Raw genomic sequence first — 23,343 nt, 5'->3', positions numbered from 1 at the left:
TATGTTCGGATTAGTCCAGAATCCGGCAGTTCCGGGAGTGAGCTCATGTCGCACCACCTCGACACCCCCCTGGCCGCCCAGGGCGGCCAGTTGTTCATCGACGACCTGTTCGTCTTCAACGGTGACCGCGCCACGGTGTTCGTCATGGACGTCAACAGCTCGGTGACCAAGGCCGACATCAAGCGCGGCTTCCACGCCGAGGCACGCTACGAAATCAAGATCCACATCAATGGCGCCGAGGTAGAGGACCTGACCTACCGGTTCGCCTTCGGCGAGCCGGACGGTGACGCGCGGCAGGCCCTCCAGTTGTACGAGCTCACCGGAGCCGACGCCCGCGACGACGCCGCGATGGGCACCCCCATCGCCGAAGGGCGCACCGGTGAGGTGACGACCGGCGGCAACGTGCGGATCTGGGCCGGCCGGATCACCGACCCCTTCTACATCGACCTCGACGAGCTCGCCACCATCAACGGCGCGGTCAAGAACGGTTCGCGGGTGGACCGCTCGGCGTGGCGGGTCGACCAGGCCAAGAACAGCTTCGCCGGCACCACAGTCGAGTCGATAGTCCTTGAGGTCTCCCATGACGAGCCACTGCTGCGCGACGGCACCGAGATCGGCGCGTGGTGTCGCACCATGCTGGCCACCGATGCCGGCGGTTGGCGCCAGATCAACCGCGCCGGCCATCCGATGATGTGGCCGATCTTCTGGCCCCACGACACCGACTTCTCCGACCCCGCCAACTTCCGGCACCCGAGCACCGACCTCACCGAAGGCGGCGAGGAGATCGCGAACGCGGTCGCCAGGGTGGTCAAGGCGAACGGCACCGCACCGGACCCCCAGGCGTACGGCTGGAGCGTCGCCCGGCAACTCTACCCGGACCTGCTGTCGTACAAGGTCGGCACGGCCGCGAACTTCGGGTTCGCGGTCCGCAACGGTCGCGCCCTGGCCGACAACGCACCCGAGGTGATGTTCTCCCTGGTCCTCAACACCGGCACCACCTCCGGCCTCACCTCGGAGGTCACGAAGGCCGCCCGTTCCGCCACGTTCCCGTACGTGGTCGCGGCCTGAATCTGCTCGCGGGGCTCGGCGAAGCCGGCGGATGCCCGAGCGGGTAAAGCGGACCGACCCCCTCGGTCATGCCGAGGAGGTCGGTCCGCTGAGCCTGGAAGCCGTCAGCCCTCGATGTCCCGGGGGTCACGGCTGCGGGGGTAGGTGTTCTTCTCCCCGATCGTGCCGTCCTGCTTCTTGATCACGTGTTCGACGCCGCGGTCCGCCGCCATCTCGCGGCCCTGGGCCTGCGCGTCGGCCTTCACGTCATGCGTGCTGCTGGCCCGCTGGTGGCCCTCCGGCTTGTTCTTCCACTGCCCGTCCTCGTGGTACGTGTCGACGTCACCCTTGACCATGGCTGGCTCCTCCCTGCGTCTGCACTGTCTCCCGAATCAGTGCCCCCGAGCATCGCCGGGCAAACTGCACTCCTCAGGAGACGGCCGGGCAGTTGTTGCTCACCCGCCGGAGGATCTGTTCGCGTTCGTCAGTGGTGATGCCGGACGGGACGCCGTCGAAGTGGGTCTCGACCTTCTCCCAGCCGCGGCGCTGCTCGTAGTGCAGGTGCGGCGCGCCGGAGTTGCCGGTACTGCCGAGCCGCCCGATCTGGTCACCCTGGGCGACCTTCTGACCGACAGTGACCAGTGGCGGTTCGAGCATGTGCAGATACTGCGTCTCCCACTTGCCGCCATGGTCGATCTTCACCCAGTAACCGCCGCCGCGCCCGCGTGGGCCGTCCGGGTCCTCCGGGGTCCGGCCGCCCAGCGAGCCGTTGATGCCCGCCACGGTAACCGTACCGGCGTACGACGCGAGCACCGGCCGCCCCCACGTCTCGCCCTCGGTCGGGAAGAAGTCGACGTCGTAGTCGTCGTGACCGGGGTAGGTGCTGAGCTGCCACGTCTCGCCGCAGGTCACCGGCATCTGGAAGAGCGGGCGGGGCCCGGCCGGTCGCAGCATCGGCACCGCGACCACAGCGATGCCCAGGACGGCCGCCAGCGCGACGAACGCGAGGAGGACGCGGATGGTTCGGCTTCGAGGGCGGCGGTGGGAACGTGCTCTGGGCGGGCGGCCGGTCGTCACCGGCCCGAGCATGGCAGATCCCGGCAAGGCAGCGGTCCGGAGGTGGCCCCCCAGCGGTGACATTGCAGTCGCATCGCCAAGAGGGTACGGTCAGATGCAATGCAGTCGTATTGCAAAGAGAGTGGGCCGTCATGCACGTGATCGCGTTGTCCGAGGTGACCGCCGCCATGACCGCAGTTGTCGGCGGCAAGGCGGCCGGGCTGGGCGAGCTGATCCGGCACGGCGAGCAGGTCCCCGACGGATTCTGCGTGACCACCGAGGCGCACCGGCTCGGCGTCGTTCCCACGGCCGAGGTCGACGCCGCGTACCAGCGGCTCGGCGCGGGCCCGGTGGCGGTGCGCTCCAGCGCCACAGCCGAGGACCTGCCGGACGCGAGCTTCGCCGGGCAGCAGGACACCGTCCTCAACGTCACCGGCACCGCCGAGCTGGTCGCCGCCATCGAGAAATGCTGGGACTCGCTGCACAGCGAGCGCGCGACCGCCTACCGCGACGCCCACCAGATCGATCATCGTGCGGTGCGGATGGCCGTCGTCGTGCAGCGCATGGTCACACCCACGGTGGCAGGAGTGCTGTTCACCGCGAACCCGCTGACCGGCCGCCGCGACGAGATGGCGGTCGACGCCGCCCCGGGCCTCGGCACGGCGGTGGTGGACGGCGCCACCGCCGTCGACCACTACGTCCTCGACGACGTCACGCGCACCGCGGCCGGCTGCCTGACGGCGGCCCAGTTGGCCCGCCTCCGCGCCACCGGCGAGCGGTTGCAGGCCCACTTCGGCTGTCCGCAGGATGTCGAGTGGGCGATCGACGCGGACGACGTGCTGTGGCTGCTCCAGTCCCGGCCGATCACCAGCCTGTTTCCCGCCCCACCGCCGAGCGAAAAGCCCCTCCCCCGCGTCTACCTGGAGTTCGGGCACGTCCAAGGCATGCGGCAACCTGTCACCCCGATGGGCATGTCGACGCTGCGGACGCAGATCGCCGCGATGCTCGCCGCGCTCGGGGTACGGGTCGAGATCGTCGACATCGGCGGCCGCCTCTACGGCGATCTGACCGACCTCGCGCGCGATCGATCGTCGCGCAAGCGACTGGTGAAGCTCCTGGCTGTCGACTTCGGGCCGCGCGCCCAAGCGGTGATGCAGCACGTGCTCGCGGATCCCCGGTTCGCCCCCACCAGCGGCGGCGCCCGGCGCGGTGGGGCGCCGGGGGCCGCGTCGCTGCGGACGGCCGGCCGCGCGGTGGTGGGCATCCTGCGGGCGCTGGCCCGTCCCGAGGCCGCGCGGGCCCGGATGTTCGCGGCGATCGAGCAGCTGAGAGTACGCTCAGCCGCCCCCGCCGACCTGCGTACCACAGCGGACCGGCTGCGCTTCGTGCAGGCACAGGACGCCGACGCCGATGACAGCGCCGACGCGATCATGTGGCCGATCGTCGCCGGGATGCTCGCCACCGCGCTGCCGACCGCCCTGCTCAAGGGCGTCGCCGGCCCGGACGAGATCCACGCCGTGCTGGGCGGCATGCCGCACAACGTCACCATCGAGATGGACCTGGCCCTGTGGCGGCTCGCCCAGGGCGCGGGCGACCACCGCCAGCTTCTCCTCGACACCCCGCCGGCCGAGTTGGCCGCGCGTTACCTGCGCGGGACGCTGCCCGACATCGGCATGGCGGCCTTCCTGGACGGCTACGGTCACCGGGGCGTCGCCGAAGTCGACCTCGGGGTGCCCCGCTGGGCGGAGGACCCCACGCCGGTCTTCGCCGCGGTCGCCAACTACCTGCGGGTCACCGATCCGCAGCAGGGCCCCGACCAGCGCTTCGAGCGGGCCGCCGCGGCGGCGGAGACGGCGCTGCGGGAGCTGGTCACGCGAGCTCGCCGCCGGCGGCCGGTGCGCGGCAGGGTGGCCGGTTTTCTGTTGCGCCGGGCGCGGTCGTTGGCCGGCCTGCGCGAGGCCGGCAAGTTCGCCGGACTGTACTCGCTGCGGGAGACGCGCCGCCAACTGCTGCTCATCGGCGCCGACCTGCACGACTCCGGCCTGCTGGACCAGCCCGACGACATCATGTTCCTGACCCTCGACGAGGTGCACACCGCCGTACACCAGGGTGTTGATCTGCGCGGCACCGTCACCGCCCGACGGGCGGTGCACCGCCGGGAGCTGCGGCGCCGGACGGTGCCGGTGGCGCTGCTCTCCGACGGCACGGATGTCGAGACCGTCCTGCCGGCGACGCCCGCGCTCGACGGGACGCTCACCGGTGTGGGCGCGTCGGCGGGCCGGGTGACCGGCCCCGCCCGGGTCGTCCACGACCCGGGCAGCGCCCACGTCGAGCCCGGCGACATTCTGGTGGCCGCGACCACCGACCCCGGCTGGACCCCGCTGTTCCTCACCGCGGCGGCGCTGGTCACCGAAACCGGCGCGATCATGGCGCACGGCCCGACGGTGGCCCGCGAGTACGGCATTCCCGCCGTCATCTGCGTGCCGGACGCCACCCGGACCATCACCACCGGGCAGCTCGTCACAGTGGACGGCGGCGCCGGAACCGTCACGCCGCACCGACCGTCGGCCCCCGAACGAGAAGGACGATCATGACCGACACGACAACACCGGCCAGGGCGCGGGTGGGCACGCTGCTGCGTCGGGCGGCCGAGGCCGAGGCCGCGACGTGGCGCAGCCTGTACGTGTGGGCGCGGCGTCGCCCACTTCCGCTGGGGCCCGGCGACGAGCCGTTCGGCTACCTCGGCGTGGTCAAGCCGATCCTGGGCATCTTCATCGGCCTGTCGGTCGTGGAGATCCCGATCTTCGACGTGGTGGTCACCCACGTGGTGCCGTGGCGGCCCGCCCGCTGGATCGTTCTGGGCCTCGGCATCTGGGGTCTGCTCTGGATGATCGGCCTGTTCGCCAGCATGACCATCCACCCCCACGTCGTCACCGACCGTGGCCTGCGGGTGCGGCTCAGCTGGGGCATCGACATCTGGATCCCGTGGACTGACGTCGAGGCCCTGCGCAAGCGCTACCGCTCGCTGCCGTCGAGCAGATCGGTGCAGGTCGAGCAGGAGGGCGACCGGCGGGTGGTGTCCATCTCGGTCGGCAGCCAGACCAGCATCGACGTCCTGCTGCGTCGGCCGCTGACCTTCGACCTGCCGAAGACCGGGTCCACGCCGATGCACGAGCTGCGACTGTACGCCGACGACCCGGACGGCCTGCTGCGCAGCGCCCGGGGTGCCCCGGCGAGCACCACCGCCAGCCGGTGACCGCCGCGCTGGCGGGGTGTCCGGACCACCCACTGTGAAACGATCGAGGCCATGCCCAAGAAGGTCGATCACCAGGAGCGACGCACCCTCATCGCGGACGCGCTGATGCGGGTCGCCGCCGATCAGGGCCTGGAGGCCGTCAGCCTCCGACACGTGGCTGCCGAGGCCGGCGTGTCCGCCGGAATGGTCCAGCACTACTTCCGGACCAAGGACGAGATGATGACGTTCGCATTGAGTGTGGTGCGGGAGCGCAGCCAACTCCGGGTCACCGAGGCGGTGGCGCGGCTGGGCGAGAACCCGTCGCCCCGGCTGCTGCTGCGCGCGATGCTCGCCGCGCTGTTGCCACTCGACGAAGGCACCCGCGACAACGGGCGGGTTGCGCTCGCGTTCCTCGCCTACACGGCGGTGCGACCGTCCGCCGCACCCAGCCTGCACGAGGACACCGCGCAGTTCACCGGGTTCATCGCCAGCGTCCTGCCCGGCCGCCACGGCGCCGCCGCGGCGGCCGGACTGCTGGCTCTGATGGAGGGGCTCGGTGTCTACCTGCTGGGCGGGCAGTACACCGCCGAGCAGGCGCTGGGCGCGCTGGACGCCCAGCTGGACCTGCTCTTCGGCTCGTCGGCGGTCGCCTGAGCGATCGTGGTCGTACCGCGCCCTCAGCAACGCGGCACGTTCGGGATGTACCCGTCGTAGCCGGTCAGCAGGTAGGCGTCGGAGACGTAGCGGTTGGTGCCGATCCGGTTCCAGACGGCCGTCGTGCCGTACGGACCGGTGACCGTGCTGCCGACGGCCTGACAGTAGACGGCGACGGTGGCGCCGTCGGCGACCGAGCCGACGACCGGGTAGCTGGCACCGGGGCCGGAACGCACGTTCAGGCTGGACGCCTCGGTGACCACCGTGCCGGAGCCGATGCCGGTGATCCCGTTCACCAACTGCAGGTAGTAGGTCCAGTTCCAGTTCGGTCCCGGGTCGGTGTGGGTGGCCCCGGGCACCTCGTGGTGCCCGATGATGTGCGCCCGGTCCTTCGGGATGCCGTACTTGGTGGCGAGGTTGCGGGTGAGCGCGGCGGACGCCCGGTACATCGCGTCGGTGAGCCAGGCGGCGTTGTCGACGTACCCCTCGTGCTCGATGCCGATCGACTGGGTGTTGTAGGTCCAGTTGCCGGCGTGCCAGGCGATGTCCTTCTCCCGCACCGACTGGGTGACCGCCCCGTCCGAGGACCGGAGGGTGTAGTGCGCGCTGGCCTGGGCCGCCGGGTTCTGGAACCAGCTGACGGTGCCGGAGTACGAGCCCTGCGCGGTGTGGATGACGATGCGGGTCACCGGGTGGCTGCCCGGCCGGCTGGCCACCGTGTAGTTGCTCGTGCTCGCCGGTGCCCACGCGGCCGGCCCGTAGTCGGTGCTGAGGGTGCCGGTCCCACCGAGCACGGCGGCCCGCTCCAGGGCACCCCGCCGGGGCGCGACCGGCCGCCCGGCCACCACCTCGCCGCGGCCGGTGAACCCGGCACGCAGCAGGTCGTAGACGGTGTCCGCATAGAGTCGGGCGACCGACGGCTCGCTGGCGCCGCCGTACCGGGCGAGCGGCCCGTACCAACCGTTCACGTCGTCGCGCGTCGCGACGGTGAGGCCCGCCTGATCGGCGTACGAACGCAGCACGGCGGCCGCCCCGAGCACGTTCGCCGCGGGTTCGGTCCGCAGCGTGGCCGCGCTGAGCCGGGTGAGCGCGGCAGCCTCGTCCAGGGTGCGTACGCCGGGGTTGCTCGCCAGGTGCATCAGCCCGTGGCCGCCCGCCGCGCTCGGAATGCGGGTGTGCATGTCCAGCCGTGACTCGGCGTACCCCAGCGCCACCAGCAGGTCGCGTGGAACGTCGTACCGGGCTGCGGCGGTGTCGAACGCGACGGCCAGCGGGGCGGCCGGCGCCGGCGTCCCAGCGGGGTCGGCGATGACAGGTGACCCGACCGCGACGACTCCGGTCAGTGTGGTGGTCAGGGCGAGCAGGATCCGGCCTCGGTGGAAGCTACGAACGGACATGAGCAACTCCCTTGCGGTGACTGAGGTTGGCGGCCGGTGAGCCGCCAACCTCGGCGGTCGACGTCGTCAGCACCAGCCGTTGATCGGGCCGTTCACCCCGGTGGACAGGTAGGCGTCGGACACCCAACTGCCGTCGCTCAACCGGTTCCAGAGCGCTGTGGTGCCGTACCGCCCGGTGTGGGAGGTGCCGTTGGCGGAGCAGGAGATGGTGACGGTGGCGCCGTCCGCCACCGAGCCGAGCGAGCCGTAGCCGGTCCCCGGCCCGGCACGTCGGGTGAGCACCCCACCGCCGTTCGCGTCGACCACCCCCTGGTTGAAGCCGAGCGCGCCGTAGTTGTAGAGACCCGCACCGGCACCGGCCCAGGCCGACCCGTGCCGCGCCCCGCCCTGGTAGGCGGCGGCGCCGTTGGCCAGCACCCACTTGCCGATGTCGTGGCCGGCGATCGGCACGTACGCGCTGTTCTGCCGGAGCCCGAAGTGGACGTGCCGACCGTAGGCGGCGCCGCCACAGGTCACGTCGGTGCCGGTGTTGCCCAGCACGGCACCCTGGCCGACGCTTGCGCCGTTGACGGAGATGCTGTTCCACAGGTGGTAGTAGTCGGTCGAGTAGCCCCGGTCGTGGATGACCCGGATCCACCCCTGGCACATCGTGTACGCCGCTCCGGCCCGCGCCGCGCGGACCACCTGGTCACCGCCGGCCAGGTCGACCGAGCTGTACGGCGACTCGGTTCCGCCCCAGCCGTGCGGGCCACTGGTGAGCGTCCACGTCTGGCCCACCCCGAACGGCAGTGCCATCCCGGTCCGGTAGTCGCCGCCGGCGTACATCGGGGCCGGGGTGGTGGTGAGTACGCGCTTTTCCGGAGCCGTCGTGAGGGGCGACGCGGCGGCCAGTTCGCCGAAGGCGGCTTCGCCGTCGAAGGCGATCCGCCACCCGGCGGGCTCGGACCGGGCGATGAAGATCGACCCGGTCGGGTGGGCGTCCTCCTGCCGGGGGGCGAGCGCGACGGCGGTGCCGAACGCCCACTTGCCGCTGGTACGGCTGACGGTGACCCGGGTCTCCGGTCGCGCGGCGGTGGACACCTGCGCGACGCCGAGCAGCTTGGCGGTCACCGCGTCGGTGAGCGCGGGGGTGACGGCTGCGGAGGCGGCGCTGGGCGCCGCCCCGATCAGGCTCGTGACCACCAGTAGGGCTGCGGCTGCGCCGCCGACCAGTCGCCGACCTTGTCTCATCGTGGCCTCGCTTTCCATGGGGGTCCAGGCCGGAGCGATAGAGCGCACGCGGCCGCTGAGGGGTGGGTGCTGGCGGGATTGAGCAGGGGCTATCGGCCAATAACAGAGATGGATGTGAATATTGGAGCTGATTGTTGTGTAGTAAACCATCAAAGTCAACGCACCGATCGAAGGTTTCCTACATCGTCCGATTTCGCGCATCGACCACCGGGCAGGGTCATGGACCGACGAGGATGAACCGATGAGCCGTGCCCTTCGGTCCCGGCCGGTGCTGGTCGAGGAGGCACACCGGGCCACGACCTTCGAGATCTTCTTCGACCTGGTCCTGGTCTTCGCGCTGACGCGGCTCATCGGGTTCATGGCGGAGTCGCTGGGGCCACTCACCCTCTACCAGGGGCTGCTGCTCCTGCTCTGGTTCTGGTACGCGTGGAGCTGCTACGCCTGGCTGGGCAACCAGGTCCGCGCGGACAACGGCCCCGTGCTGGCCGGGATGCTCGCGGCAATGGCAGCCATCTTCGTGGCCGCCCTGGTGCTCCCCGAGGCATGGCAACGCCACGACGGAGCGCTGCGCCCACCGCTCACCCTGGCCGCCGCCTACATCGTGGTCCGCGGGCTGCACCTCGGTCTGATGACCTACGCCTCGTCCGGCAACCCGCAGTACCGCCGGCAGACCCTGCGCTTCGCCGCGTCCACCACGATCGCCTGGGCTCCGCTTCTGGCGGGCGCCATCCTCGGCGGGACCGCGCAGACCGTGCTGTGGACCGTCGCGTTCCTCGTCGACTACGGCGGCGGCCGGATCGCCACCTCCGCCAGCTTCGGCGAGGTCCGCAGCGGGGCCCACTTCGCCGAACGCCACGGTCTGGTGCTGATCATCGTGCTCGGTGAGTCCCTGCTGTCGGCCGGGGCCGGCGTCGGTCCGGTCATGATCGCCTGGCCGGCGCTGTTGGCTGCGGTGTTCGGCTTCGCCGCGACCGTGTGCCTGTGGTGGCTCTACTTCGTGGGCGTCGCCCCGGAAGCCACGAAGGTGCTGACCTCGGCCTCGCCGCGCTCCCGACGCCGTCAACAGTTGGCGTCGGACGCGTACACGCTCGCGCACCTGCCGCTGGTCGCCGGGGTCGTCTACTTCGCCCTGGGTATCCACCTGATCCTCGCGAGCCTGACGGATCAGGCTCGGCACCCTGGCGGGGAGCCGATGGGGTGGTCGGCGACGACCGTGCTCTACGGCGGGGCCGCGCTCTACCTCATCGGCCGTCTGCTGTTCCTCCGGCTGACCGTACGCGGCTCGTCGGGTCAGCTCGTCGCGATCGGCGTCGTCCTCCTGTTGCTGCCGGTGGCCCGGATACTGCCCGCGCTGGCCGCCCTCGGGCTACTGGCGCTCTTCCTCGCCGCCGTGGTGCTCTACGAGCGGCTGACCCGCGCCAATTGAGCCCGTAGCACCCGGACGAAACGGCGTGATCGACACGGTTTTGCGGAAGTCGCGGTGTCCCACTACCGGGGACACCGCGACTTCACCGAACCCGAGTGGATCACGCTGCTCGTCCACCACGCCGGGCGCAGGCCCGGGTCAGTGGGTGGTGACCTCCGCCCGCGCCTTGAGTCGGCGCAGCTCGTCGGCGGACATCAGCCAGGTGGAGTTCGTCGTCCCCAGGCCGAGGAGCACCTGGTCGAAGGAGTTGCCGTCGTTGTCGTCGGTGTAGCAGACGCTCACCTCACCCCAGGGCGACGCGGCGACCGCGAAGTGCTCCTGGCGACCGGTAGTGGTCTGGCTCAGCGCCTGCGCCGCCAGCCGGCCGGTGGACGTGCCGTCCGGGTTGAGGCCCCGCGCCCAGACGTCCGGGTTGGCGCCGGACACCGTCCAGCCCACCACGATGTTGTCCTGGTCGTCGATGCCGACGCCCGGAGCGATGGCACCGGTGCCGGTGGAGACCGGGACCTCGTCGTGCCGGGCCGTGCCCGTCGCGGTGAAAGACCGAGCCCAGACGCCCCGGGTGCCGGTGTGGTCGGATTCCCACCCGACGGTGAAGTCACCGGCGAAGTTCGCCGCCACCGAGGCGCGCTGCTGCTGCCCGCCGCTCTGCGCGTTGGCCGTCCGCCGCGACAGCGCCACGGCACCGTTGGAGCGGGCCAGGCGGGTCAGCCCGATGTTGTACGACCCGTTCGCGTCGGCGTCCTCGTCCCAGACCACCAACGCCTCGCCGGAGGCGGACACCGCCACGTCGGGACGGTGGTGCGTGCCCGTCGTCTGCGAGGCCGTCACCTCGTACGCCTTGGTGGTGGCCGCGGTGAAGCCGGCGGCCTTGACGGTGGCGGGAGCCGTTCCCTGCACGTCCTCCCAGACCACTGTGAAGCCGACGGCGGCGGCGTTGGTGGGCGCGCCGTCCGGGTCGACCGAGACCTTCGGCCAGATCTGCTGCCCGGCGTCGCTGGCGTTGGCCTGCCCGGAGCCGAGCACCGCGCCGGCGGGCGACACCACCCGGTACTGGATGTTGTAGACGCCGTTGCCGTCGCCGTCGGCGGCCCAGACCACCACGGCGTTGCCCCGGTCGTCGAGCCCCACGTCGGGGCTGAGGTGCCGCCAGGCGGCCCCGCTGGTCCCCCCGGTGGAGAGCTTCAGCTCGTACGCGGGCGTGCCGTCGCGGAACAACCGCAGGTAGATCTCGCTGTGGGTGTCGTCCTCCGGGGCGGTCCTGTCCCGGTCGTCCTCCCAGACCACCGCGACGTGACCGTTGCGGTTCATGGCGATGGAGGGCAGGTCCTGGTCGCCGGTGGCGACGCTGTTGGCGGTGGTCCAGGTGACCGCCTCGGCGGTCATCGCGGTCGGCCCGGGAACCACGTTCGGGACCAGCAGGGATGCGGTGAGCAGTGCGGTGATCGCGCTCATGGTGGCTCTCTCCCTTACCCGGCCTGCAGGCCGGGCTGGCCGTCGAGGATGACGAACGAACGCACTGTGGAGGCCGCCGCGCCGTGCTCGGTCACCGTGTTCACCGCGCGGAAGTCCGCCCGGACCTGGCTGCGGCTGATGGTGGTACGGACGTAGCCGCGCCGGTCCGAGTAGAACTTCAGGTGCGGATTGGCCGCCGCGTTCGGGACCGTGGTGCTGCCGCTGCCGTTGCCGGTCGAGCTGATCGAGGTGCAGACCAGTTCGGTGCCGATGGTGGCCGAGGAGGGGTTGGCGTAGTCGGCCTTGAGGTCGTTGGCCCACGACCTGTGCACGTCGCCGGTGAGCACCAGCGGGTTACGTACCCCACGCTGCTGCCAGCCGGTCTGGATCCGGCTGCGGGAGGCCCGGTAGCCGTCCCACGCGTCCATGCTCGCCGCCCCGTTCGCGTCGAGCTGCTGGGCGAAGAAGACCTGCTGGCCGAGGATGTCCCAGGTGCCGTAGCGCTGGGCCAGCCCGTCGAGCAGCCACGCCTCCTGGGTGGCGCCGGTCAGCGACCGGGAGGCAAGGTCCGCGTCGGCGCAGACCTTCCAGCCGTCCCCGCAGGCCTGGTCGTCGCGGAACTGGCGGGTGTCGAGCATGTGGAAGGTGGCGAGCTGCCCCCAGCGGACACGTCGGTACAACGGGATGCTGTTGCCGTTGGCGGCGGACGCCGGTCGCAGCGGCATGTTCTCGTAGTAGGCCCGGTACGCGGCGGTCCGCCGGGCGGTCCACTGGGCGGCGGTGAGCGTCGGGCTGCTGTCGTTGCGGACCATGTTGGCGTAGTTGTTCTCCACCTCGTGGTCGTCCGGCACCACCAGCCAGGGAGCCGCCGCGTGTGCCGCCTGCAGGTCCGGGTCGGACTTGTACAGCGCGTACCGGCGGCGGTAGTCGGCCAGCGACACGATCTCGGCGCCGACGTGCTGCCGCACCGGGGAGCTGCCGACGCCGCCCTCGTAGATGTAGTCGCCGAGGTGCAGGATCAGGCCCGGGTTGTCCTCGGCCATCCGCCGGTACGCGGTGTAGTAGCCGGCCTCGTAGTGGGCGCAGGAGGCGAAGGCCATCACCAGGTCACGGCCGAAGGCGCTGGGCGCCGGGGTGGTCCTGGTCCGCCCGACCGGTGAGATCTGGCCCTGGGCCCGGAACCGGTAGTAGTAGTCGGAGTCGGCGGCCAGCCCGCCCGCGATGGCGTGCACGGAGTGCGCGTCGGCGTACCGGGCGACCACCGAGCCGGAGGCGACCAGCGAGGTGAAGCGGTCGGTGGTGGACACCTGCCACTCCACTGTCACGTCGGCGTCGGCCATGCCGCCCTGCCCGTCGGCGTTGAGCGGGGACGGTGCCAGGCGGGTCCAGAGGACCACGCTGTCCGGCGCCGGATCACCGGACGCCACACCGAGTTTGAAGGGGTACGGCACCGCGGCGCGGGCACCCTGGCGGGGTGTCACCGCGACTCCGGCGGTAACCAGTCCACTGAGGACGAAAATGCGACGACTCAGCCTTGTCATGGTCAACAGCCTCGGGAACGTCGATGAACGGCGATGGGTGCGGGGCGGAATCCGACATGACGGAATGCTGTCCGCGCCAAGGCGTTCAGGTGTCCGGACCGTCGGGCCCGGGGCCGGCCCGTCAGGTCAGCGGGGACGGCGACTCGGCGCCGGGGATCACCAGCGTCGCCGCGCCCGACCCGTCCGCCGGGACGCTCCAGACGTCGGGCTGGCCGTCGTCGCCACGCAGCGTGTAGGCGAGTTTCCCGCTGTCCAGCCACGCGGCCTGGTCATCGATGCTGCGGGTCTCGGCGGTCGCGGTGACCCGCATGGTGGCCAGGTCGAGGACCGACAGCCGCCAGCCCTTCGCCGGGTCGGCGTCGATCGCCTCCTTGAACGCGAGCCGGCTGCCGTCCGGTGACAGCGACGGGCACTCGACGTTCTCCTTCAGGGTCTCGACGCTACGGGCCGCGAGGTCACCCCGGACGAGGTACCTCCTACCCCCGGTCGCCATGGTCGCGTAGAAGCGGTTGTCGTCGGCGGTGAAGGTGACGCCCCAGTAGTTGACGTCCGCGTTGCGGTAGCCCCGGCCGTCCCGGGTGATCGCGAACTCTTCGAGCGAGGCCACCGTGGCGCCGGTGCGGGTGTCGAGGATCCCGGTGCGGGTGGAGAACCCACTTGAGGTGTACGAGTCACCACCGACGAACGTGGTCCAGGAGACCATCCGGCCGGAGGCCGAGACCCGGGCCCGGTTCGGCAGCCCCGGCACACTCACCGCCCGGGTTTGGCGCAGCGTCGCGTCGAGCACGACCACCTGGTACGACCACGCGGTCTCCGGCTTCAGACAGACCCCGGTGCCGGCGGCGGCGTACACCCGGAGGCATTCCAGGCCGGAGACCGTACGCGACCCGGCGGGATCGGCCGCCGCGACTGTGGACACGTACCTGTCGGTGATCGCCAGCAGGCGCGGGCCGGGTGTCAGGGTGACCGCCTGCTCGCCGCTGGCGGGCGACGGCGCCGAGGCGGGTTCCGCCGCCACGGCCACATAGCCGGCCGCCACGCTGCCCAGCAGCACGGCCGAGGCGACCACCACGCCGAGTTTCGCTCGGTTCGACATCGCGGTCATCGGGGCACCTTCCGGGTGATCAGACGGGACGGGGAAGCCAGCAGGAGCAGCGTGCCGACCAGGACCCCGGCGACCGCGACGGCCGCCGCGCGGATCGCGTTCTCCGGTCCCCACGCCTGCCAGGCGAGACCGAAGAGCACCGAGGAGACGAGGTACGCCAAGGCCTGCCCGGTCTGCACGAGCGCGATCCCTGTGGTCCGCAGCCGCGCTGGCAGCACCGGTCCGGCGAGGGCGATGAGCACGCCGTCGGTGGCAGCGTAGAACGCGCCGTACAACGCCAGCGTCAGCGCGATCAGGGGCCAACCGTCGACCGGGCCGGCCAGCAGCAGGTACGTCGCGCCGAGGGCGGTGTAGCCGCCGATCACCACGGGGAGGCGGCCGATCCGGTCGGCGAGTACGCCGAGCGGGGCGGCGAGCAGCAGGTAGGCGAGGCTGGTCCCCACCGCGAGCAGCGGAAACCAGCGCAGACCGAGGTCCTCCCGGCGTTGCAGCAACAGGTAGACGAAGCCGTCGCCGACGGTGGCCAACCCGAGCATCGCGGCGGCCAGCACCAGCCGGCGGGCGGGTCCGCCGCGCAGCAGTGCGAACGCCTCGCGCACGGAGACCTTCGGGTCCTCCGGCCGGTCCGCCGCCTCGCCGTCCGCCGCCTTGCCGTCCGTTGCCTGGCCGGGCGGCTGCTCCCGGACGAACAGCACGAGCACCACCACGGCCAGGGCCGCGATGCAGAAGCTGGTGACGAAGACCGCGTCGTACGACTGCCCGACGACCAGCAGGACCGCGAACGCGGCGAGCGGCCCGAGGAACGCCCCGACGCTGTCCATCGCCCGGTGCACCCCGAACGCCCGACCCAACGCCTCGGGTGGCGTGGAGAGCGTGATCAGCGCGTCGCGCGGCGCGCTCCGCACCCCCTTGCCGATTCGGTCGACGGCGATGACGGCGCCGATCGCCGGTACCGACCGGCCGGCGAGCAGCAGGCCGAGCTTCGCGACCGCCGAGAGCGTGTAGCCGATGCCGGCGATCAGCTTGCGCCGCCGGAACCGGTCGGCGGCGAAGCCACCGACGACCCGCAGCAACGCTGTGGCACCGGTGTGGACGCCGTCCAGGACGCCGAACGCCACCGGGCTGAGGTGCAGGCCCAGCACCAGATAGAGGGGCAGCACGGCGGCAACCATCTCGGCCGAGACGTCGGTGATCAGGCTGACCGTGCCGAGTGCGACGACGTTGCCGCTGACCAACGCGAGCCGTCGGCGTGGTGGTGCGGGATCGGGTTCCTCGGCGGCCGGCCGGGAGACGGTCGACAGGTACACGAGCATCTCCTCGGATCGACGGTCGACGGGCAGCCATCGTCCGTACTCAGTGGAGAGCGCACAACTGACCGCCGGTGGCTTCCGGGCGAGGGGCGGGTGAACGGGCTCTCAACACCGAGGTGTTCGCCTGCCGGGACGCACTGTTCATCCGCCGGTCGCTCGCCGGCTGATCGACCTTCCTACATTCCTTGCGCTCTTCCCACGAGGTAAGGAGTCCTGGATGGACATTCGATTCCCCCGCCCGTCGGTGACGTTGGGGGTGGTCACGGTGATCGTCGCCGCGACCGCCGCCGTCGTCGTGACCGGCGCTGGCGCGGCGTCGGCGGCGAGCGTCACCTTCACGCCGGTCGCTGACACCTACGTTCAGAGCGACACGGCCACCACCAACTACGGCACGTCAACCCAGGTCGTTGTCGACAACTCGCCGGTGCGGCGCTCGTTCCTGCGCTTCACAGTGAGCGGTGTCAGCGGCACGGTGACCGGCGCCAAGCTGCGACTGCGCACCATCAGTGGCAACAGTGGCAGCGACGCCGGTGGAACGTTCCGCCGGATGTCCAACACGACCTGGTCGGAGACCGGCACCACCTGGAACAACCAGCCGACCATCGACGGGGCCACGCTCGGCACCATCGGCGCGGTCAGCGGCAACACCTGGTACGAGGTCGACGTCACGGCCGCGGTAACCGGCAACGGCACGTACAGCTTCGGCGCCACCTCGGCCAGCGGCGACGGCGCCTACTACGACACCCGCGAGAGTGGCGCGGACGCTCCGCAGCTGGTGGTCACCACCGGGACCACCACGCCACCGCCGTCGGGCGACCCGGTCTTCGTCGGTGCCGGCGACATCGCCGACTCGGGCTCCGGCGACAGCGCCACCGCGACGCTGCTCGACTCCATCCCGGGAACGGTCTTCACCACCGGCGACAACGTCTACGACAGCGGCACCGCGTCACAGTTCAGCAGCTACTACGAGCCCACCTGGGGTCGGCACAAGTCCCGCACCCGCCCGTCGCCGGGCAACCACGACTACAACACGTCGGGCGCGACCGGCTACTACAACTACTTCGGTACGTCCGCCGGCCCGAGCGGTCGCGGGTACTACTCGTACGACCTCGGCAACTGGCACATCGTGTCGCTGAACTCGAACATCAGCATGTCGGCCGGCTCCACGCAGGAGCAGTGGCTGCGCGCGGACCTGGCCGCCAGCAGCAAGCCGTGCACCATCGCGTACTGGCACCACCCGCTGTTCACGTCCAGCTCCAACCACGCGCCGTCGACGTCGACGCGCCCGCTGTACCAGGCGCTCTACGACTACAACGCCGACGTCGTGGTGTGGGGACACAACCACGTGTACGAGCGGTTCGCCCCGATGAACCCGTCCGGCGGCGCCGACACCAGCCGGGGCATGCGCAGCTTCGTCGCCGGGATGGGCGGCGCGAGTCACTACGGCTTCGGCACCATCCAGCCCAACAGCGAGGCGCGCAACAGCTCGGCGTGGGGCGTCCTGAAGTTCACCCTGCACTCCAACAGCTACGACTGGCAGTTCGTACCGGTAGCCGGGCAGACCTACACCGACAGCGGCACCAGCACCTGCCACTGACCCACCCCATCGATCGTGCACCTGCTGTCCCGACTTCCGCCGCGTAAGCCGCACAGCGTCGACCCAAAGTGCAAGATTGCGGAGTTGGTCAGACACGCAAAGTGGCCCCTGACCGCTCTGCGGTCAGGGGCCACTTTGCGTGCTTGTCCAGGCCTCAGCGGGCGGTGCCGGCGCGACGCTTGTTGTAGACGTCGAAGGCGACCGCGACGAGCAGGACGAGACCCTTCACCACCGACTGGGTCGACTGGTCGATGCCCATCAGCTGCATGCCGTTGCTCATCACCGCCATGATCAGACCACCGACCATCGCGCCCACCACGGTGCCCACGCCACCGGTGACCGCCGCGCCGCCGATGAAGGCCGCGGCGATCGCGTCCAGCTCGAACATGTTGCCGGCGGCGGGCTGGGCGCCGTTGGACCGCGACGAGTAGATGACGCCGGCCACCGCCGCCAGGAAGCCCATGTTGACGAACATCCAGAAGTTGACGGTGCGGACCTTCACCCCGGACAGCGCCGCCGCCGACAGGTTGCCGCCGATCGCGTAGACCTGGCGACCGAAGACGGTACGCCGGGTGAGCAGGCCGTAGACCAGCACCAGGACGGCCAGGATGATCAGCACGATCGGCAGCCCTCGGGCGTGCGCCAGCTGCCAGGCGAAGTACATGAGGACCGCGCCGACAAGCACGACCCGGGCGACGAACAGCGGGAACGACTCGACCGGCTGCTGGTAGCGGATACGCGCCACGCGGGTGCGGAAGCCACTGACCGCGTAGCCGGCCACGGCGATGGCGCCGATCAGCAACGTGAAGGCGTCGAAGCCCTGGCCGCCGAGCAGACCGTTGAGGAAGCCCGCCGCGACCTGCTGGTACTCGGACGGGAACGGCGACAGCGAGATGTTGTCGAGCACCCGCAGGGTGAGACCCCGGAACAGCAGCATGCCGGCCAGGGTCACGATGAAGGCCGGAATGCCGGCGTACGCCACCCAGAACCCGTGCCACGCGCCGACCGCGACGCCGACGACCAGCGCGGCGACGACACCGATCCACCACGGATGGCCCTGCTGGATCACCAGGACGGCGGAGACCGCTCCGGTGAGCGCGACGACCGATCCGACCGACAGGTCGATGTGCCCGCCGATGATCAGGATGACCATCCCGATCGCGAGGACCAGGATGTAGGAGTACTGGAGGACGATGTTGGTGATGTTGCCCGGGCTCAGCAACACCCCGTCGGTCAGGACCGCGAAGAGCGCGACGATGACGACCAGGGCGACGTAGATCCCGCTCTGCCGCAGGTTGTTCAACACCAGCGCGCGCAGGTCGTTCGTCCCGCTGTGCAGGGCGGCGGCCGGCGCGGCGTCCGGTGGCGTCGGGCGCTCGGTCGAAGGGGTCTTGATGCTGGTCATCCGACGAGCTCCTTGTCCTTGGTCATCAGCTCCATGAGGCTCTCCTGAGTCGCCTCGGCCACCGGCATCTCGCCGGTGATCCGGCCAGCGGCGAGGGTGTAGATGCGGTCGCACATTCCGAGCAGCTCCGGCAGTTCGGAGGAGATGACGATCACCGCCTTACCGGCGGCCACCAACCGGTTGATGATCGTGTAGATCTCGTACTTGGCGCCGACGTCGATCCCGCGGGTGGGCTCGTCGAGGATCAGCACGTCCGGGTCGGTGAAGAGCCACTTCGACAACACGACCTTCTGCTGGTTGCCGCCGGAGAGTTTGCCGACCACCGCCATGACGCTCGGCGTCCGGATGTTCATCTCCTTGCGACTGGTCTCGGCAACCTTGATCTCCTCGTTGCCGTTCACCCAGCCCAGCCGGGACAGCCGGTCCAACGCGGCGGCGGACACGTTACGCCGCACGTCGTCGATGAGGTTGAGGCCGTAGCGCTTGCGGTCCTCGGTGACGTAGGCGATGCCGTTGTCGATCGCCTCGGCGACGGTGCGCGCCTGCACCTCCCGCCCGTGGACGAAGAGTCGACCCCGGATGTCGCGCCCGTAGGACCGACCGAACACGCTCATCGCCAGCTCGGTCCGCCCGGCCCCCATGAGGCCCGCGATGCCGACGACCTCGCCGGCGCGTACGGACAGGTTGACGCCCTCGACGACCATCCGGTCCTGGACCGGGTGCCGCGCCGTCCAGTCCTCGATGCGGAGGACCTCGTCACCAGGGGACGACTCGCGGTCGGGGTAGAAGCTGTCCAGGTCGCGCCCGACCATGCCGCGGATGATCCGCTGCTGGTTCACGTCGTCGGACGTCATGTCGAGGGTCTCCACCGCGCGCCCGTCACGGATGACGGTGGTCGAGTCGGCGATGGCGGTGATCTCGTTGAGCTTGTGCGAGATCATGATGCAGGTGATGCCCTGCTCCTTGAGGGCCCGCAACAGGTCGAGCAGGTGCGCCGAGTCGACGTCGTTGAGCGCGGCGGTCGGCTCGTCCAGGATGAGCAGGCGCACCTTCTTCGACAGCGCCTTGGCGATCTCCACCAGCTGCTGCTTGCCGACGCCGAGCTGGATAACCGGGGTGACCGGGTTCTCGTGCAGCCCGACGGACGCCAGCAGCTTCGCCGCTTCGGCGTTGGCGAAGTTCCAGTCGATGAGCCCGCTGCGGCCGCGCCGCTCGTTGCCGAGGAAGATGTTCTCCGCGATCGACAGGTACGGCACCAGGGCGAGCTCCTGGTGGATGATGACGATGCCGTTGGCCTCGCTGTCGCGGATGCCACGGAACTGCATCGGCTTGCCGTCGAAGAGGATCTCGCCGTCGTACGAGCCGGACGGGTAGACGCCGGACAGCACCTTCATCAGGGTGGACTTGCCGGCGCCGTTCTCACCACAGATGGCGTGGATCTCCCCGCGGCGCACTGCGAGGGTGACGTCCTCCAGCGCGGTCACGCCGGGGAAGGTCTTGGTGATGCGACGCATCTCGAGGATGGTGTCGTCCATTGTCACTGTCCTCCGTCAGGTCTGGACGCGGTACACGCCCAGGCGTCGGGCCCGGCGGGTGACCGCCGGGCCCGACGAGTGGCTTACTTCTTGGCCTGACCGGCGGCGACCTCTTCCGCCGTCCAGTAGCCGGAGTCGATCAGCGTCGCCTTGATGTCGTCCTTGTAGACGGTCGCGATCGGCAGCAGGTACGCCGGGACGACCTTGACACCGTTGTTGTACGTCTTGGTGTCGTTGGCCTGCGGCTGCTTCTTCTGCAGGAACGCCTCGGCCGCGTTCACGGCCTGCTCGGCCAGCAGCCGGGTGTCCTTGAAGACCGTGGAGCTCTGCACGCCGTCGTTGATCAGCTTGATCGAGGCGATCTCGGCGTCCTGGCCGGTCACCACCGGGAGCTTCTTCGCGCCCTTGCCGTAGCCGGCGTTCTGCAGGGCGGTGATGATGCCGCGGGAGATGCCGTCGTACGGCGAGAGCACCCCGTCGACCTTCGAACCGTCGTTGTAGCTGGAGGTGAGGAGGTTCTCCATCCGCTTCTGCGCGGTCTCCTGCTGCCACCGCAGGATGGCTACCTGCTCGGGGGTGGTCTGCTTGGACTTGACGACCAGCGTGCCGTCATCGATGAACGGCTTCAGCGTGTCCATCGCGCCGCCGAAGAAGTACTGGGTGTTGTTGTCATCCAGCGACCCGGCGAAGAGCTCGACGTTCAGCGGCCCCTTGGCGGTGCCCTTCGAGCCGTCCTTGTTCAGCAGGCCGAGACCGACGAGCAGCGCGGTGCCCTGGGCGACGCCAACCTTGTAGTTGTCGAAGCTGACGTAGAAGTCGACGTCCTTGCTGCCGCGGATCAGCCGGTCGTAGGAGATGACCGGGATCTTCGCGGCAGCGGCGGCCTGCAGCTGGCTGCTGAGCGCCGTGCCGTCGATCGCGGCGAGGATCAGGACATCCGCGCCCTGGGTGATCATCTGGTCGACCTGCTGCGACTGCGTGGGGATGTCGTCGCCGGCGTACTGGAGGTCGACCTTGTAGCCCTTGGCCTCCAGCTTCGACTTCACCGCGTTGCCGTCGGCGATCCACCGCTCCGAGGTCTGGGTCGGCATGGACACACCGATGGTCAGATCGCTGGGCTTCTCGTCGCCGCTCTTCTCGCCGCTGCCCGCACCCCCGCCGCTGCACGCCGCCAAACTCAGCGCCAGTGCGGCGCCGCCGAGAGCAACCAGGAATTTCCTGCCCACGGGCTTCTCCTCTCTGGACTCCCCCGCCGACTGCCGGGGCCAAGTGTCATCTTTCGGGTAGTGTTAGCGCTCACATAGATTGCGTCAACACCAGATCCGAAATACCGGTGTCACGGTCTCGTAACGGAGCATCCAGGCGAGCGTAGCCATGCGGCCGTTCCGCCGGAAGGGCAGGACGCGGCAACTCAGCGTGGTCGTCCGCAGCACTCTACAGACCGATGCCCGCGGACGACGTCTGTCGTCCGCGGGCATCGGCACCACCGCCGGATCAGGTGGGTCGCCGCGACCTCGGCGGTCGGTGGACCCGATCGGCTACCGCTGCGACCACCGCTGGTTCGCCGCCCCGGTGCAGGTCCAGAGGATCACCGTGGTGCCGTTGGCCGTACCGTTGTTGTTGACGTCCAGGCAGAGCCCCGACTGCGTGCTGCTGATCGTGCCGTTGGCGTTGACCGCCCACTGCTGGTTGGTCCCGCCGTTGCAGTCCCAGATCTGCACCTTGGCGCCGGCCGTGGCGTTCAGCGGCGCGTCCAGGCACTTGCCGAGGGCCTGCAGGGTCTGACCGCTGCTGGTCCATCGCTGGTTGGCGGCGCCGTTGCAGTCCCAGATGACCGGCTGCGTGCCGTTTGTCGTGTTGCTGTTCGGCACGTCGAGGCAGCGGCCGGAGGCGGCGCTGGCGTACGCGCTCGTCGTGGTCGGCGGCGGCGTCGTCGGAGGAGTCGTTCCGCCACCGCTGACCCGGTACACCACAGTGCCGTGCGCCGGGACGCTGGCGCTGATGGTCCCGCTGCTGGAGCTGGTGCCACCGGTCCAGGCGTCCACGAGCGTGAACGACGAGCCGGACTTGCCGATGGCCGCGGCCGTGGTCGAGATCGTCGTCGTCGAGCCGCCCTGGTTGAACAGGGCAACGGCGACGTCACCGTTGGCGAGCCGCTTGGCCAGCACCCGGCGCGTGCCGTCGAACGACACCTGCGTCCCCTGCAGCCCGAGCGAGTCCTGGTTGATCGCGATCAGGTTGGCGTTCTTGAGGATGGTCTGCGTCGCGGCGTTCATGTTCCGCACGTCGTTGCCGGCGATCAGCGGAGACGCCATGATCGCCCACATCGCGAAGTGGCTGCGCATCTCCGTGTCGTTCATTCCGCCCCGGCCGACCTCCATCATGTCCGGGTCGTTGAACCCGCCCGGCCTCGCGTAGGACGCCAGTGGAACGGTCACGTTGATGATGTTCTGAATGCCCATCGGGTAGCCGTTGCTCTGGCCGGTGTCCCACGCGTTGGTGATGTCCTCGGTGGTTCGCCACATGTTCGCCACGTCGCCCCAGTTGCGCTGCGGGCCGGTCTTGGCGTGGATGCTGTTGGGGTTGATGCTGTAGACGATCGGTCGGCCGGTGGCCGCCAGCGCGTCACGCATCTTGGCGAAGGTGGTCACCTGGTCGTTGATGCTGCCCTCCGGCGAGCACCAGTCGTACTTGAGGAAGTCGACACCCCAGGCGGCGAACTGGCGCGCGTCCTGCACCTCGTGACCACGGCTGCCGGTCGCGCCGGGGTAGGAGCCGAAGTACTGCGCGCAGGTCTTGTCGACCGGCACCTGGTACAGGCCGAACTTCAGGTTCCGGGCGTGCAGGTAGTCGCCGAGCGCCTTCATTCCGCTGGGGAACCGGCCGGGGTCGCCCTGGATGTTGCCGGAGCTGTCCCGGTTGGGGTTGAACCAGCAGTCGTCGACCACTACGTAGTTGTAGCCCAGGTCCCGCATACCGCTGCTGACGATCGCATCCGCCGTCTGGCGGATCAGCGCCTCGTTGATGTTGCAGCCGAACGAGTTCCATGAATTCCAACCCATGGGGGGAGTGCGCGCCGCGCCGTTGTCCAGGGCCTGCGCGGTCGTGGCGCGAAGGCCGACCAGGGCGCCGGCGAGCAGTATTCCGGCCGCCAGTACGCTCCCCCAGCGACGACCTCGGGTAATGCGGTTCATCGAGCCTCCTTGTCGGTGACGCCCGTCCGTAACTAAGACCTCGGGTCGGTGCGCCGATAGTGGACGCCAATTTTTGTTAGCGTTAACAGAGACGCCCATCATGTTACGGCCACATTTCACGAGGTTCAATACCTGCACGGCGCTGCATCGCCCGAC

At 70.1% G+C, this 23,343-nt stretch carries 18 protein-coding genes; 6 read left to right on the top strand and 12 right to left on the bottom strand.

The features are described from left to right. Positions 1–45: 45 nt before the first annotated feature. Positions 46–1,068 carry a DUF4331 family protein gene (locus tag ABZU74_RS11875; protein ID WP_355421624.1) on the top strand — a complete coding sequence of 341 codons (1,023 nt, stop codon included), beginning with the start codon at positions 46–48 and terminating at the stop codon, positions 1,066–1,068. A 104-nt stretch (positions 1,069–1,172) separates the two neighbouring features. Here ABZU74_RS11875 and ABZU74_RS11870 read toward each other — a convergent pair whose 3' ends face one another. After that, positions 1,173–1,403 (bottom strand): DUF2188 domain-containing protein, encoded by a 231-nt coding sequence (locus tag ABZU74_RS11870; RefSeq protein WP_355421621.1) that lies wholly within the window; start codon positions 1,401–1,403, stop codon positions 1,173–1,175. A 73-nt stretch (positions 1,404–1,476) separates the two neighbouring features. Beyond that, positions 1,477–2,136 (bottom strand): M23 family metallopeptidase, encoded by a 660-nt coding sequence (locus ABZU74_RS11865; RefSeq protein ID WP_355421618.1) that lies wholly within the window; start codon positions 2,134–2,136, stop codon positions 1,477–1,479. A 119-nt stretch (positions 2,137–2,255) separates the two neighbouring features. Here ABZU74_RS11865 and ABZU74_RS11860 point away from each other — a divergent pair, with 119 nt between their 5' ends. From ABZU74_RS11860 to ABZU74_RS11850, 3 genes are read left to right on the top strand one after another with little or no spacing between them, the layout of a single operon-like run. Beyond that, positions 2,256–4,697 (top strand): PEP/pyruvate-binding domain-containing protein, encoded by a 2,442-nt coding sequence (locus ABZU74_RS11860; protein ID WP_355421615.1) that lies wholly within the window; start codon positions 2,256–2,258, stop codon positions 4,695–4,697. Beyond that, positions 4,694–5,359, top strand: a complete 666-nt coding sequence (locus ABZU74_RS11855; RefSeq protein WP_355421612.1) for a hypothetical protein — start codon at positions 4,694–4,696, stop codon at positions 5,357–5,359. The genes ABZU74_RS11860 and ABZU74_RS11855 overlap by 4 nt, the downstream gene beginning before the upstream one ends. A 51-nt stretch (positions 5,360–5,410) precedes the next feature. Continuing rightward, complete coding sequence (locus tag ABZU74_RS11850; protein ID WP_355421609.1) at positions 5,411–5,992, top strand: TetR family transcriptional regulator C-terminal domain-containing protein; 582 nt, start codon at positions 5,411–5,413, stop codon at positions 5,990–5,992. A 23-nt stretch (positions 5,993–6,015) separates the two neighbouring features. Here ABZU74_RS11850 and ABZU74_RS11845 read toward each other — a convergent pair whose 3' ends face one another. Together ABZU74_RS11845 and ABZU74_RS11840 are read right to left on the bottom strand one after the other, a co-directional pair. Next, positions 6,016–7,389 (bottom strand): N-acetylmuramoyl-L-alanine amidase, encoded by a 1,374-nt coding sequence (locus ABZU74_RS11845; RefSeq protein ID WP_355421606.1) that lies wholly within the window; start codon positions 7,387–7,389, stop codon positions 6,016–6,018. Positions 7,390–7,455: 66 nt separating this feature from the next. Beyond that, positions 7,456–8,619: a peptidoglycan DD-metalloendopeptidase family protein gene (locus ABZU74_RS11840; protein ID WP_355421603.1), complete on the bottom strand. Its 1,164-nt coding sequence runs from the start codon at positions 8,617–8,619 to the stop codon at positions 7,456–7,458. A 241-nt stretch (positions 8,620–8,860) separates the two neighbouring features. Between ABZU74_RS11840 and ABZU74_RS11835 the strand changes: the two genes are divergently transcribed. Further along, entirely contained in the window at positions 8,861–10,045 is a 1,185-nt protein-coding gene (locus tag ABZU74_RS11835; RefSeq protein ID WP_355421600.1) for a low temperature requirement protein A, read from the top strand. Between the two features lie 138 nt (positions 10,046–10,183). Here ABZU74_RS11835 and ABZU74_RS11830 read toward each other — a convergent pair whose 3' ends face one another. From ABZU74_RS11830 to ABZU74_RS11815, 4 genes are all read right to left on the bottom strand, one after another. After that, complete coding sequence (locus ABZU74_RS11830) at positions 10,184–11,500, bottom strand: hypothetical protein (RefSeq protein WP_355421597.1); 1,317 nt, start codon at positions 11,498–11,500, stop codon at positions 10,184–10,186. A gap of 14 nt (positions 11,501–11,514) precedes the next feature. Then, complete coding sequence (locus ABZU74_RS11825; RefSeq protein ID WP_355421594.1) at positions 11,515–13,041, bottom strand: alkaline phosphatase D family protein; 1,527 nt, start codon at positions 13,039–13,041, stop codon at positions 11,515–11,517. Between the two features lie 121 nt (positions 13,042–13,162). Then, positions 13,163–14,146 carry a hypothetical protein gene (locus tag ABZU74_RS11820; protein WP_355421591.1) on the bottom strand — a complete coding sequence of 328 codons (984 nt, stop codon included), beginning with the start codon at positions 14,144–14,146 and terminating at the stop codon, positions 13,163–13,165. Beyond that, the gene (locus tag ABZU74_RS11815; RefSeq protein ID WP_355421588.1) at positions 14,143–15,453 is read right to left on the bottom strand and encodes an MFS transporter; all 1,311 of its coding nucleotides are present in this window, start codon (positions 15,451–15,453) and stop codon (positions 14,143–14,145) included. Before ABZU74_RS11815 ends, ABZU74_RS11820 begins: the two co-directional genes overlap by 4 nt. Positions 15,454–15,673: 220 nt before the next feature. On the opposite strand from ABZU74_RS11815, the gene ABZU74_RS11810 reads away from it, so the two are divergent. Continuing rightward, a complete protein-coding gene (locus ABZU74_RS11810; protein WP_355421585.1) occupies positions 15,674–17,053 on the top strand; it encodes a DNRLRE domain-containing protein in 1,380 nt (459 codons plus the stop codon). A gap of 154 nt (positions 17,054–17,207) precedes the next feature. On the opposite strand, the gene mmsB is transcribed toward ABZU74_RS11810, so the two are convergent. The 4 genes from mmsB to ABZU74_RS11790 all read right to left on the bottom strand — a co-directional run bounded on the left by mmsB (position 17,208) and on the right by ABZU74_RS11790 (position 23,187). Then, complete coding sequence (gene mmsB, locus ABZU74_RS11805; protein ID WP_355421582.1) at positions 17,208–18,458, bottom strand: multiple monosaccharide ABC transporter permease; 1,251 nt, start codon at positions 18,456–18,458, stop codon at positions 17,208–17,210. Then, entirely contained in the window at positions 18,455–19,993 is a 1,539-nt protein-coding gene (mmsA, locus tag ABZU74_RS11800; protein WP_355421579.1) for a multiple monosaccharide ABC transporter ATP-binding protein, read from the bottom strand. The genes mmsB and mmsA overlap by 4 nt, the downstream gene beginning before the upstream one ends. A gap of 83 nt (positions 19,994–20,076) precedes the next feature. After that, complete coding sequence (gene chvE, locus ABZU74_RS11795; RefSeq protein ID WP_355421576.1) at positions 20,077–21,219, bottom strand: multiple monosaccharide ABC transporter substrate-binding protein; 1,143 nt, start codon at positions 21,217–21,219, stop codon at positions 20,077–20,079. Between the two features lie 312 nt (positions 21,220–21,531). Then, entirely contained in the window at positions 21,532–23,187 is a 1,656-nt protein-coding gene (locus tag ABZU74_RS11790) for a ricin-type beta-trefoil lectin domain protein (RefSeq protein WP_355421573.1), read from the bottom strand. Positions 23,188–23,343 lie beyond the last annotated feature (156 nt).

Source organism: Micromonospora sp. NPDC005171, from assembly GCF_040608575.1.
In the GTDB taxonomy this organism is placed as follows: Bacteria; Actinomycetota; Actinomycetes; order Mycobacteriales; family Micromonosporaceae; genus Micromonospora.
This window is presented reverse-complemented; position numbering and strand designations above follow the sequence as displayed.